This window comes from Cupriavidus sp. UGS-1 (assembly GCF_021213615.1).
Classification (GTDB): domain Bacteria; phylum Pseudomonadota; class Gammaproteobacteria; order Burkholderiales; family Burkholderiaceae; genus Cupriavidus.
The window spans coordinates 45,601-57,432 of sequence record NZ_JAJQJF010000015.1; the positions used below are offsets into that span (position 1 = coordinate 45,601).

Consider the following 11,832-nt stretch of genomic DNA (forward strand, 5'->3'; position numbering starts at 1 on the left):
TTGGCAACTAGGGGTAGGCCATTATAGTGTTTGCTCCCGATCCAATCGCCGACAGGAACACGCCATGGACAACGTCTATCAGTTCACCGCCGAATCGCTGGCCGGCCAACCGGTCTCGCTATCGCAGTTCGAGGGCAAGGTGCTGCTGATCGTCAATACCGCCAGCGAATGCGGTTTCACACCGCAGTACGCCGGGCTGCAGCGGCTGCACGAGCGCCATGCGGGCCGCGGCTTCGCGGTGCTGGGCTTCCCCTGCAACCAGTTCGGCAAGCAGGAGCCCGGCGATGCGCAGCAGATCGGCCAGTTCTGCGAATCGCGCTTCCAGGTCAGTTTTCCGATGTTCGCCAAGATCGATGTCAACGGCGCCAACGCGCATCCGCTGTATCGCTGGCTGACCGGGCAAAAGCCGGGGCTGCTCGGCATCGAGGCGATCAAGTGGAACTTCACCAAGTTCCTGCTGCGCCGCGACGGCACGGTGTACAAGCGCTATGCGCCGACCACCAAGCCGGAGGACATCGAGGCCGACATCGAGACGCTGCTGGCCGAACCGGCGCACTGAGCCGGCGCACCGAGGCGGCGCACCGAGGCGGCGCCGGCCGTCGCCAGCGGCCGCTCAGTCCTGCGGCGGCCCCGCCGGCGGCTGGGTTTCGCGGTCGCGCAGCAGCCGCTCGAGCAGCCGGTCACGCGCGCGGTGCCGGCGCTCCAGCCGGGTCGATTCCTCGTCGAGCGCACGGAACAGGCTGACGCACATCGCGGCCATCACCACCGCGAAGGGCAGCGCCGCCAGGATCGACATCGACTGCAATCCCTTGAGCCCGCCGGACACCAGCAGCACGCCGGCGATCAGCGCGATCAGCACGCCCCAGATCAGCTTGAGCCGCGCCGGCGGACGCGGATTGCCGTGGTCGGACATCATGCCGAGCACGAAGGTCGCCGAGTCCGCCGAGGTCACGAAGAATACGGTGACCAGCACGATCGCCAGGATCGATGTCAGCGTCGCCGCCGGGTAGGCGTCCAGCAGCGCGAACAGCGCCAGCGACGGATCCTGCTGGACCGCCTGCACCACCGGCACGTTCTGGAACATCGACGCATACAGCCCCGCGCCGCCGAACACACCGAACCACAGGAAGCTGATCAGCGTCGGCGCCAGCAGCACGCCGACGATGAACTCGCGGATGGTGCGGCCCTTCGAGATGCGCGCGATGAAGGTGCCGACGAACGGCGCCCAGGCGATCCACCAGGCCCAGTAGAACAGTGTCCAGTCGGCGACCCAGGTGCCCTGGCTGAACGGCGTCATCCGCATGCTCATGCCGATCAGGTTGTCCAGATAGGCGCCGATCGTGGTGGTCAGCGCGTCCAGGATGAACGAGGTCGGCCCCAGCACGAATACCGTCAACAGCAGCAGCACGGCCAGCACCATGTTCAGATTGCTGAGCCACTGGATGCCGCGCGTCAGTCCGCTCAGCGACGACAGGATGTACAGCGCGCCGGCCACCGCGATGATGATCAGCTCGACCGCGATATCGTTGGGCACGCCGAACACCCGGTACAGGCCGGCATTGATCTGCAGCGCGCCCAGCCCAAGCGAGGTGGCGACGCCGAACGCGGTGGCGATCAGCGCCAGCACGTCGATCCACTTGCCGAGCGGCCCGTTGGCGCGCGCGCCGATCAGCGGCTCGAAGGTCGTGCTGATCAGCATCGGCCGGTCGCGGTTGAACTGGAAGAAGGCCAGCGCCAGCGCGACCACCGAATAGGCGGCCCACGGATGCAGGCCCCAGTGGAACAGTGCGTAGCGCAGCCCGGTGCCGGCAGCCTGCGGCGTCAGCGGTTCGAGTCCCTGCGGCGGCTTGATCAGGTGCGACACCGGTTCGGCCACGCCCCAGAAGACCAGGCCGATGCCCATGCCGGCGGCGAACAGCATCGAGAACCAGCTGAGCCGGTGAAACTGCGGTTCCGCGTCTTCGCCGCCAAGCCGGATGCTGCCGAAGCGGCCGAACGCCAGGTACAGCGCGAACACCAGGAAGCCGAACATCGTCAGCAGATAGAACCAGCCGAAGCGGGCGATCACGCCCGTCAGCAGCCATTGCATCGTCGCGCCGAGCTGGTCGGGCGCCAGCGCGCCCCACAGCACGAACAGCGAGACGAGCGCCAGAGCCAGCTTCAGTACCATCGCGTTCTCCCGGTCGGTTGTCGTTCGGTCCTGCGTTGCCGGCGCCGAAGCGCGCTGCGGCGGGTTCAGCGCCGATCGGCGCAAATCAGCGCGGCATCCACGTCGCCAGCAACGGCACCAGCACGGCGGTCAGCACGCCGTTCAGGCCCATGCCGAGCGCGGCGAAGGCGCCGGCCTCCTGGTTGACCTGGAAGGCGCGCGCGGTGCCGATGCCATGCGCCGCCAGCCCGGTGGCGAAGCCGCGCACGCTGTAGTCACGCATGCCGAGCAGGTTCAGGATCTTGGTCGCGCTGATCGCGCCGATGATGCCGGTGCCCATCACCAGCACGGCGGTCAGCGACGGCAGGCCGCCGATCTTTTCTGCGACGCCCATCGCGATCGGAATGGTCACCGACTTGGGCGCCAGCGAGCGCACCACCTCGGGCGAGGCGCCCAGCAGCCAGGCGATGCCGACCGCCGACACCACCGCGACCAGCGAGCCCGCCAGCAGCCCGCCCAGCAGCGGCAGCACGTGCGCGCGCAGCTTCGGCAATTGCTGGTACAGCGGCACCGCCAGCGCCACGGTGGCAGGGCCGAGCAGGAAGTGCACGAACTGGGCGCCGTCGAAGTAGGTCTGGTACGGCGTGCCGGTCACGGTCAGCACCGCGACCAGCAGCGCGACCGAGATCATTACCGGATTGGCCAGCGGCGAGAAACGCGCGCGCTCGTAGATGCGGAAGGCGAACACATAGGCCAGCAGCGTCGCGGTCAGCCCGAGCAGCGGGCTGGCGGCCAGATAGACCCAGATCTCGTTCAGGCGCGGCGTCATCGCGTCTCTCCCGCGCCGTTCGCGGCATCGTCCGCGGAAGGGCTGGAAGGGGCGGAAGGCGAAGCCGGGGGCTTGCGCATCAGCGCGCGCGTGACGAGCGCGGTGGTCGCGATCGCCAGCCAGGTGGACAGCACGAGCGCGACGATGATCGGCATCCATTCGCCGCCGATGCGGCTGCCGTGCACCATGATGCCGACGCCGGCCGGCACGAACAGCAGCGACAGATGCTTGAGCAGTTCGGCGGTGGTGCCCTGGATGATCGCCAGCAGGCGATCGTCGATCGCGAGCCAGCAGAACAGCAGGATCATGCCGATCACGGGACCGGGAACGGGCAGGCGCAGCGCGTAGCTGAACACCTCGCCCACGGATTGGAATACCAGCAGGATGGCAAGCGTCTGAAGCATGCGAGAGGCAGGTTGGTCGGCCAGGCGGAATCACCGCGATTCCACCGGCGGCAGCCTCCCGCGCACCGTCAACCGAGCATGCGATCCACCAGTTCGATCCAGTGCAGCACCGGCGTCTGCGTGCCGCTTTGCAGATGGGTGATGCAGCCGATATTGGCGGACACGATGGTGTCCGGCTGCGTGGCCTGCAGTTTGGCGAGCTTGTCGTCGCGCAGGCGATAGGCCAGGTCCGGCTGCAACACCGAGTAGGTGCCCGCCGATCCGCAGCACAGGTGGCTGTCAGCGCAGAGTTTGACCTCCACGCCGAGTGCGGTCAAGAGCGCCTCCACCTTGCCGCGAATCTGCTGGCCGTGCTGCAGCGTGCAGGGTGGGTGCCACGCGACCCGTTGCTCGGGCGGCGGCGCGGCCTCGGCCAGCCGCTTCAGCGGCTCGGCGAAGGCCGGCAGCAACTCGGAGACGTCGCGCGTCAGCGCCGAGATGCGGGCCGCGCGTTCGGCGTACTCCGGGTCGTGGCGCAGCAGATGGCCGTACTCCTTGACCATCACGCCGCAGCCCGACGCATTCATCACGATGGCCTCGGCGCCGGCCTCGACATGCGGCCACCATGCATCGATATTGCGGCGCATATTGTCGAGGCCGCCCGGATGGTCGCCATTGTGATAGCGGATTGCCCCGCAACAACCGGCCTCGGGCGCGACCACCATCTGCACGCCGAGACGATCGAACACGCGCGCGGTCGCGGCATTGATGCCGGGCGACATCGACGGCTGCACGCAGCCGGCCAGCAGCAGCATCTTGCGGGCGTGCTCGCGTCGCGGCCATGCGCCGGCCGGCGCGGCGACCGGCACCTTGTTGCGCAGCACCTCGGGCAGCAGCGGACGCACCAGTTGCCCCATGCGCATCGCCGCCCCAAACAGGCGAGGGCGCGTCAGCCCTTCGCGCAGCACCCAGCGCGCGATGCGCTGGCGCGCCGGGCGATGCAGGCCCTGCTCGGCCAGCCGCTCGTCGACGACCTGGCGGCCGATATCGACCAGCCGGCCGTAGGTCACGCCGGACGGGCAGGTCGACTCGCAGTTGCGGCAGGTCAGGCAGCGGTCCAGATGCAGCCGCGTGCTTTCGGTGACGGGGTTGCCCTCGAGCACCTGCTTCATCAGGTAAATGCGCCCCCGCGGGCCGTCGAGCTCGTCGCCGAGCAGCTGATAGGTCGGGCAGGTCGCGGTACAGAAGCCGCAGTGCACGCACTTGCCGACGATGGACTTGGCTTCTTCGCCATCGGGCGTGTCGCGGAGGAAATCGGCCAGGGTCGTTTGCATGATAGGGACCAGAGGGTTTGTCGCGCCGGCTTGTCGGTTGGCTTGTTGTTCGGGTTTGTCGCGGGGACTTGCCGGGACGCTTGTCTAGCGAATGGGCGAATGGGCGAATGGGCGAATGGGGGAAGGAACGAAGGGAGCGCCGATTCAGAGCTCCGGATACAGCCGCCCCGGATTGAAGATGCCGGCCGGATCGAAGGCCGCCTTCAGCCGCGCGTGGATCGCCATCAGCGGCGCGGACTGCGGCGTGAACACGCCTTCGGATTTGTCGCCGTGGCGAAACAGCGTCGCGTGTCCTCCAGCGGCGTGGGCGATCGCCCGCACCTGCGCGGCCGGTACCGGCTGCGCCGGAATCCACCAGCGCTGGCCGCCGCCCCATTCGATCAACTGCGTGCCGCCCGCCGCGGAGGGCAGGGCCAGCGGCGCGGCCGTGGTCGGCACCGCCAGGCGCCACAGCGGCGCGCCGGCATGGGACGGCGCGAAGAACGGATGCGTCTGTTCGCGCAGCGCCTGCCACAGCGCCTGCGCCTCGCCCTGTTCCATCGCCTCGCCGCCCAGGCGTTCGCGCGCCGCGCGCAACGCCGCCGCCGCGCCGGACAGCCGCACGTGCAGCACGCCGTCGTGCCAGACCGACGCGGCGATCGGCAGCGGCTGGCCACCCCACTGGTTCAGGCGCTCGAGCGCCTCGGCCTCGTTCAGTTCAAAGCGCAGCGTGGCATCGTCGAACGGCACCGGCAGCACCTTCAGCGAGACTTCGAGAATCAGTCCCAGGGTGCCGAGCGAGCCGGCGATCAGCCGCGACACATCGTAGCCGGCGACGTTCTTCATCACCTGCCCGCCGAACTGCAGCGTGTCGCCGCGGCCGTCCATCATCTGCACGCCGAGCACGAAGTCGCGCAGCGCGCCAACGGACTGCCGGCGCGGGCCGGACAGGCCGGCCGCGACCGCGCCGCCCAGCGTCGCCCGGCTGACGCCGTCGGCGCCGGCGAAGTGGGGCGGCTCGAAGGCCAGCATCTGGCGCCGTTCGGCCAGCGTCGCCTCGATCTCGGCCAGCGGCGTGCCGCAGCGCGCGGTGATCACCAACTCCGCGGGGTCGTAGTCGACGATGCCGGCATGGCCGCGCGTGTCCAGCACCTCGCCCTGGGGCGGCTGGCCGTAGAAGTCCTTGCTGCCGCCGCCGGTGAAGCGCAGCGGCGTACGGCTGGCGGCGGCGTGCCGGATGGCATCGCGAAAGGCGTCGAGCTTGTCTTGCATGGCGTTGGCAGGGATGGCTGGGGTTCTGGTTTTCTGGGGTTCGGGGCGTCCTGCGCGCGGCACGCGGCCGCGCCGGCGGGCGCTCTGGTTCTGTTGTCCGGTCGATCCTCGTCGCGCCGCGTCAGGCGTTGTCGCCGACCTCGACCTGATACGGCGGCAGCTTCTTGCCGCAGTGCTTGCAATAGGAGGCGTCGGGGTCGTGCCCTTCCGTCAGGCAATGCACGCAGGTGCGCGTGGTCAGCGGGCGCCGGATGATGCTGGCGGCCAGTTCCGCGCCGACGATGCCGGTCGGGAAGGCGATGATGCCGTAGCCCAGCAGGATCGTCAGCGAGGTGATGAACTGCCCGAACGCGGTCTTGGGCACCATGTCGCCGTAGCCCGTGGTGGTCAGCGTCACGACCGCCCAGTACATGCTGCGCGGAATGCTGACGAAGCCGTTTTCCGGACCCTCGACCACATACATCACGGTGCCGAGGATCACGGTGATGATGAACACCGTGCCGAGGAAGACCGCGATCTTGCGCCGGCTGTTGGCCAGCGCGCGGTAGAGGATCTGCGCCTCCTCGAAGTAGACGGTCAGCTTCAGGATCCGGAACACGCGCAGCAGCCGCAGCAGGCGCACGTCGATCAGGAAGGCCAGCTCCGGCATGAAGAAGGCCAGCCAGGTCGGCATGATCGAAATGAAGTCGATGATGCCGAAGAAGCTGAACACGTAGCGCAGCGGCCGCCGCACCACCAGGATCCGCATCACGTACTCGGCGGTAAACAGCAGCGTGAACATCCACTCGAGCACGGTGAAGCCCACGCCGAGCCGCGCGTGGATCGCCGGCACGCTGTCGAACATCACCACCAGCACGCTGGCGACGATGGCCAGCAGCAACGCCACATCGAACTGCCGGCCCTCGCGCGTATCGGCCTCGAAGATGATCGTGTACCAGCGCTGGCGCCAGCCGGTCTCGGGCTTGCCCAGATACTGGCGCACGAACGCTTCCTGGCGGCGGCGCGGATCGTCGCGCGGGGCCTGGCGGGGGCCGTCGTTGCGAGGGGCTTGGCGGTAATTGGCCATCGGCGTGCGGGCCTCGCTCAGAAGCGCGGCAGGTCCGGATGCGGCAGCAGGCCGCGGCGCACATGCATCTTGCCGTATTCGGCGCAGCGCGCCAGCGTCGGAATGGCCTTGTCCGGATTGAGCAGCCGCGCCGGGTCGAAGGCCGCCTTGACGCGCAGGAAGGCCTCGCGCTCTTCGGGCGCGAACTGCACGCACATCGAATTGAGCTTCTCGACGCCGACGCCGTGTTCGCCGGTGACGGTGCCGCCGAGTTCGACGCAGGTCTCCAGGATGTCGGCGCCGAACAGCTCGGCGCGCTGCCACTCGTCATGGTCCGCGCCATCGAACAGGATCAGCGGGTGCATGTTGCCGTCGCCGGCATGGAACACGTTGATGCAGCGCAGGCCGTACTTGTGCTCCATCTGCTCGATGCGCTTGAGCAGCGTGCCGATGTGCTTGCGCGGGATGGTGCCGTCCATGCAGTAGTAGTCCGGCGAGATCCGGCCGGCGGCCGGGAAGGCGTTCTTGCGGCCGCTCCAGAAGCGCAGCCGCTCGGGCTCGCTTTGCGACACCGCGATGCGGGTCGCGCCGGAGGCGCGCAGCACCTCGCTCATCCGCTCGATTTCCTCGGCCACTTCCTCCGGCGTGCCATCGGATTCGCACAGCAGGATCGCGGCGGCGTCGAGGTCGTAGCCGGCATGGACGAATTCCTCGACCGCGGCGGTCGCCGGCTTGTCCATCATCTCGAGCCCGGCCGGGATGATGCCGGCGGCGATCACGTCGGCGACCGCATTGCCGCCTTTCTCGACGTCATCGAAGCTGGCCATGATGACCTGCGCCAGCTGCGGCCGCGGCACCAGCTTGACGGTGACTTCCGTCGTGACCGCCAGCATGCCCTCCGAGCCGATCAGTACCGCCAGCAGGTCCAGGCCCGGCGCGTCGGGCGCGGCGCTGCCGAACTCGACCACCTCGCCTTGCATCGTGATCGCGCGCACGCGCAGCACGTTGTGGACGGTCAGGCCGTATTTCAGGCAATGCACGCCGCCGGAATTTTCGGCGACATTGCCGCCGATGGTGCAGGCGATCTGCGACGAGGGATCGGGCGCGTAGTACAGGCCGTACGGCGCGGCGGCTTCGGAAATGGCCAGATTGCGCACGCCCGGCTGGACCACGGCGGTGCGCGACAGCGGATCGATCGACACGATGCGCTTGAACTTGGCGAGCGACAGCACCACGCCGCTGGCGATCGGCATCGCGCCGCCGGACAGGCTGGTGCCGGCGCCGCGCGGCACCACGGGCACGCGCAGCCGGTGGCACAGCCGCAGGATCGCGATCACCTGCTCCTCGCTGTCGGGCAGGACCACCGCGAGCGGGACCTGGCGATAGGCCGCCAGGCCGTCGCATTCATAGGGGACCGTGTCCTCGGGGCGCGTCAGCAGCGCCGGCTCGGGAAGGATGCGCGCGAGTTCGCGCAGCAGCTCTGCGGTCTGCTCGGGCGACAGCGCGGCGGCCAGCGCGGCGGAGGAGGCCGCGGGGATGGCGGCGTCTTGCGGGGCGTTCATGGCGACTCCTGTATGGCCTCGCGGCGCTGGCGGCGCGGGCGAGGCGGGGACGGCAGACTATAGCGCAGGCCATGCCCGCGCAGCCGCCGCCACACGTGAATTCGGCGCGCCGCGCCGATCAAATCCGTTCATGCCGGGGCGGCATCGCGCCGCGTCTTACCACTCGAGGCTGAGCAGCCAGTCGACGAAGTAGCGGGCCTCGGGCTTGAGCGGCGCCTGTTCGCGCTCGACGATGTAGTAGCCATGCGGCGACTCCGATTCGATATCGAGCAGCCGCACCATCTGGCCCAGCGACAGCCAGTGCCGCGCCATGCGCTGGCGCACCAGGGCCACGCCCTGGTTCGAGGCGACCGCCTCGAGCATGAAACCGATGTCGTTGAACTGGGGGCCGCTCTGCGGCTCGGGCCAGTCGAGCCCGGCGGTCTCGAACCAGGGCTTCCACGGCTCCAGCGGACTGCGCAGCAGCACCAGATTGGCCAGGTGCTCGGGGCGCGTGATCGAGCGTCCGTCGATCCGTTCATAGTACTCGCGGCCGCAGGCCGGAAACACCGGCTCGACCAGCAGCCGCGTGGTCTTCAGGTCCGGATAGCGGCCCGTGCCATAGCGGATCTCGACGTCGGTGTCCTCGGCCTTCACATCGAGGAAGGGAATGGCCAGCTGCAGTTCCAGGTCGATATGCGGATAGAGCGCGCCGAACTCGGGCAGCCGCGGCACCAGATGCTGGCGGCCGAAGGTCGGCGGCGTGGCGACCCGCAGCCGCGTGCGCATCTTGTTGTACTCGGGCCGGGCCAGCTCGTTCAGCGACTTGAGCGCGTCCTGCACATTGCGCAGATAGCGGGTGCCGGCCGCGGTCAGCCGCAGCGCGGTGTTGGCGCGCACGAACAGGTCCTCGCCCCACAGCTCCTCGAGATTCTTGATCCTGTGCGACACCGCGCTGGGCGTCACCGACAGCTCCTCGGCCGCGCGGGCGAAGCTGCCCAGCCGCGACGCCGCCTCGAAGGCGATCAGCAGATGGAGCGGCGGGATGCGGTTGAACAGCGCGGCCATGAGTGGGATATCGGTTATGTCGGGTGTTGCTCGCGGGACTCAGCGGCTCGGGCGGAAGATCTTGCCCGGATTGAGGATGCCGTTCGGGTCCAGCGCCCGCTTGATCGCGCGCATCAGGTCCAGCGCGTCCTCCCCATGCTCGCTGACCAGGAAGTCCATCTTGTGCAGGCCGACACCGTGCTCGCCGGTACAGGTACCGCCCATCGCCAGCGCGCGCGAGACGATCGCCGCGTTCAGCGCCTCGGCCTGTTCCAGCTCCTCGGGCTTGACGGGATCGGTCAGGATCGCCACGTGGAAATTGCCGTCGCCGACGTGGCCCACGATCGGGCAGGGCAGGCCGGACGCGATGAGGTCGCGCTCGGTCTGGACCACGCAGTCGGCCAGCCGCGAGATCGGCACGCAGACGTCGGTGGTCACCGCGCGGCAGCCCGGCTTGAGCTGCAGCATCGCGAAGTAGGCGGTATGGCGGGCGTTCCACAGCCGGCTGCGGTCTTCCGGCCGCGTCGCCCATTCGAAACCCTGGCCGCCATGCTCGGCGGTGATCTGCTGCACGGTCTCGGCCTGCTCGCGCACGCCGGCCTCGGTACCGTGGAATTCGAAGAACAGGTGCGGGCTTTCCGGCAGCGTCAGGCGATCGTGGCGGTTGATCGCGCGGATCGCCAGCGCGTCGACGAACTCGACCCGCGCCACCGGCACGCCGAGCTGGATCGTGTCGATCACGGCCCGCACCGCGCTGCCCATGTCGGGGAAGGCGCAGACCGCGGCCGAGATCGCCTCGGGCTGCGGATACAGCCGCACGGTGATCTCGGTGATGATGCCGAGCGTGCCTTCGCTGCCGACGAACAGCCGGGTCAGGTCGTAGCCGGCCGAGGACTTGCGGGCATGGGTGCCGGTCTTGATCACGCGGCCGTCGGCGGTGACCACGGTCAGCGCCAGCACGTTCTCGCGCATCGTGCCGTAGCGCACGGCGTTGGTGCCCGACGCCCGCGTCGCGCACATGCCGCCAAGCGAAGCGTCGGCGCCCGGATCGATCGGGAAGAACAGGCCGGTGTCCTTGATTTCCTGGTTCAGCTGCTTGCGGGTGACGCCCGGCTGAACGGTAACGGTCAGGTCTTCCGGCTGCACCGCCAGCACCTGGTTCATCTGCGACAGGTCCAGGCTGATGCCGCCGGCCACGGCCAGCAAATGGCCCTCCAGCGACGAGCCCGCGCCGTAGGGAATCAGCGGCACGCCATGGGCGTTGCACAGCCTGGCGACCTCGGCGACTTCCTCGGTGCTGTGGGCGAACACGACGGCATCGGGCGGGGCCGGCGGAAACGGCGATTCGTCGCGCCCGTGGTGATCGCGCACGCCGGCCGACGTGGTGAAGCGCTCGCCGAAGCGCGCCTGCAGGGCGTCGGCCACTTCCGGCGGCAGCGGACGGCGGGTCAGGGCGGCGTGGGGCGTGGGATGGTTCATGCTGGTCTCCGGCGAGGCTGGGCGGGCGGCTTTGCCTTGGCTGGCCGCGGTGGCCATGAATGGTCGTCATTCTGGGCGACCGCCGAGCCGCTGCCCTTTGTCTGGATGCGGCCGCGCGGGGGCGGCCGGGTGTTGCGGACCCCGTTATTCTACGCCGCGTGCATGCCGCGCCATAATGCGGCTTCGACAGGGAGAACTTCCATGGGCAATCGATTGAGCCGGATCGCGACCCGCACAGGCGACGCGGGCACCACCGGACTGGGCGACGGCAGCCGCACCGGCAAGGACAGCCTGCGCATCGCCGCGATCGGCGAGGTGGACGAACTGAACGCGCAGCTCGGGGTGCTGCTGACCGAGGCGCTGCCCGACGACATCCGCGCCGCGCTGCTGCATATCCAGCACGACCTGTTCGATCTGGGCGGCGAGCTGTCGATCCCCGGGTACACGCTGGTCAAGCCCGAGCAGGTCGCCCAGCTCGACGACTGGCTCGCGCACTACAACGCCGATCTGCCGCGGCTGGCCGAATTCATCCTGCCGGGCGGCACCCGCGCCGCGGCGCTTGCCCATGTCTGCCGCACCGTCTGCCGGCGCGCAGAACGGGCGCTGGTCGCGCTGGGCGCCGTCGAAGCGGTCAACGAGGCGCCCCGCCAGTACCTGAACCGGCTGTCGGACCTGCTGTTCGTGCTGGCGCGCGTCGCCAACCGGGCCGGCGGGCAGACCGACGTGCAGTGGCAACGCGGCTGCAAGAATTGATTTGACATAAGTGACGGTTCG

General features: G+C 69.1%; 11 protein-coding genes. 2 read left to right on the plus strand and 9 right to left on the minus strand.

The window, feature by feature from the left end; translation table 11 throughout:
* The first annotated feature begins 64 nt into the window (after positions 1-64).
* Positions 65-559 carry a glutathione peroxidase gene (locus LRR16_RS18330; protein WP_006580237.1) on the plus strand — a complete coding sequence of 165 codons (495 nt, stop codon included), beginning with the start codon at positions 65-67 and terminating at the stop codon, positions 557-559.
* Positions 560-613: 54 nt separating this feature from the next.
* Here the strand turns inward: LRR16_RS18330 and LRR16_RS18335 are convergent, their stop codons facing one another.
* The 9 genes from LRR16_RS18335 to LRR16_RS18375 all read right to left on the minus strand — a co-directional run bounded on the left by LRR16_RS18335 (position 614) and on the right by LRR16_RS18375 (position 11,058).
* Complete coding sequence (locus LRR16_RS18335) at positions 614-2,170, minus strand: BCCT family transporter (protein ID WP_006578594.1); 1,557 nt, start codon at positions 2,168-2,170, stop codon at positions 614-616.
* Positions 2,171-2,255: 85 nt separating this feature from the next.
* The gene (locus tag LRR16_RS18340; protein WP_006578593.1) at positions 2,256-2,978 is read right to left on the minus strand and encodes an LrgB family protein; all 723 of its coding nucleotides are present in this window, start codon (positions 2,976-2,978) and stop codon (positions 2,256-2,258) included.
* On the minus strand, positions 2,975-3,382 hold the full coding sequence (locus LRR16_RS18345) for a CidA/LrgA family protein (RefSeq protein ID WP_064576525.1): 408 nt from the start codon (positions 3,380-3,382) through the stop codon (positions 2,975-2,977). Before LRR16_RS18345 ends, LRR16_RS18340 begins: the two co-directional genes overlap by 4 nt.
* A 68-nt stretch (positions 3,383-3,450) precedes the next feature.
* Positions 3,451-4,695, minus strand: a complete 1,245-nt coding sequence (gene glcF, locus LRR16_RS18350) for a glycolate oxidase subunit GlcF (protein WP_232206767.1) — start codon at positions 4,693-4,695, stop codon at positions 3,451-3,453.
* A 144-nt stretch (positions 4,696-4,839) separates the two neighbouring features.
* The gene (glcE, locus tag LRR16_RS18355) at positions 4,840-5,946 is read right to left on the minus strand and encodes a glycolate oxidase subunit GlcE (RefSeq protein WP_232206768.1); all 1,107 of its coding nucleotides are present in this window, start codon (positions 5,944-5,946) and stop codon (positions 4,840-4,842) included.
* Between the two features lie 121 nt (positions 5,947-6,067).
* The gene (locus tag LRR16_RS18360) at positions 6,068-7,012 is read right to left on the minus strand and encodes an ion transporter (RefSeq protein WP_006575628.1); all 945 of its coding nucleotides are present in this window, start codon (positions 7,010-7,012) and stop codon (positions 6,068-6,070) included.
* Positions 7,013-7,029: 17 nt separating this feature from the next.
* On the minus strand, positions 7,030-8,553 hold the full coding sequence (locus LRR16_RS18365) for an FAD-linked oxidase C-terminal domain-containing protein (protein WP_006575627.1): 1,524 nt from the start codon (positions 8,551-8,553) through the stop codon (positions 7,030-7,032).
* Between the two features lie 156 nt (positions 8,554-8,709).
* Positions 8,710-9,600 carry a LysR substrate-binding domain-containing protein gene (locus tag LRR16_RS18370; RefSeq protein ID WP_006575626.1) on the minus strand — a complete coding sequence of 297 codons (891 nt, stop codon included), beginning with the start codon at positions 9,598-9,600 and terminating at the stop codon, positions 8,710-8,712.
* 39 nt (positions 9,601-9,639) lie between these two features.
* The gene (locus tag LRR16_RS18375; RefSeq protein WP_232206769.1) at positions 9,640-11,058 is read right to left on the minus strand and encodes an FAD-binding oxidoreductase; all 1,419 of its coding nucleotides are present in this window, start codon (positions 11,056-11,058) and stop codon (positions 9,640-9,642) included.
* A gap of 201 nt (positions 11,059-11,259) precedes the next feature.
* On the opposite strand from LRR16_RS18375, the gene LRR16_RS18380 reads away from it, so the two are divergent.
* Entirely contained in the window at positions 11,260-11,811 is a 552-nt protein-coding gene (locus tag LRR16_RS18380) for a cob(I)yrinic acid a,c-diamide adenosyltransferase (RefSeq protein ID WP_232206770.1), read from the plus strand.
* The last annotated feature ends 21 nt before the right edge of the window (positions 11,812-11,832 follow it).

Bases quoted from the DNA above. Each gene is read 5' to 3' on its own strand.
- LRR16_RS18360 (WP_006575628.1), bottom strand. From the start codon at position 7,012: ATGGCCAATTACCGCCAAGCCCCTCGCAACGACGGCCCCCGCCAGGCC.
- LRR16_RS18335 (WP_006578594.1), bottom strand. From the start codon at position 2,170: ATGGTACTGAAGCTGGCTCTGGCGCTCGTCTCGCTGTTCGTGCTGTGG.
- glcF (WP_232206767.1), bottom strand. From the start codon at position 4,695: ATGCAAACGACCCTGGCCGATTTCCTCCGCGACACGCCCGATGGCGAA.
- LRR16_RS18330 (WP_006580237.1), top strand. From the start codon at position 65: ATGGACAACGTCTATCAGTTCACCGCCGAATCGCTGGCCGGCCAACCG.
- glcE (WP_232206768.1), bottom strand. From the start codon at position 5,946: ATGCAAGACAAGCTCGACGCCTTTCGCGATGCCATCCGGCACGCCGCC.
- LRR16_RS18380 (WP_232206770.1), top strand. From the start codon at position 11,260: ATGGGCAATCGATTGAGCCGGATCGCGACCCGCACAGGCGACGCGGGC.
- LRR16_RS18370 (WP_006575626.1), bottom strand. From the start codon at position 9,600: ATGGCCGCGCTGTTCAACCGCATCCCGCCGCTCCATCTGCTGATCGCC.
- LRR16_RS18340 (WP_006578593.1), bottom strand. From the start codon at position 2,978: ATGACGCCGCGCCTGAACGAGATCTGGGTCTATCTGGCCGCCAGCCCG.
- LRR16_RS18345 (WP_064576525.1), bottom strand. From the start codon at position 3,382: ATGCTTCAGACGCTTGCCATCCTGCTGGTATTCCAATCCGTGGGCGAG.
- LRR16_RS18375 (WP_232206769.1), bottom strand. From the start codon at position 11,058: ATGAACCATCCCACGCCCCACGCCGCCCTGACCCGCCGTCCGCTGCCG.
- LRR16_RS18365 (WP_006575627.1), bottom strand. From the start codon at position 8,553: ATGAACGCCCCGCAAGACGCCGCCATCCCCGCGGCCTCCTCCGCCGCG.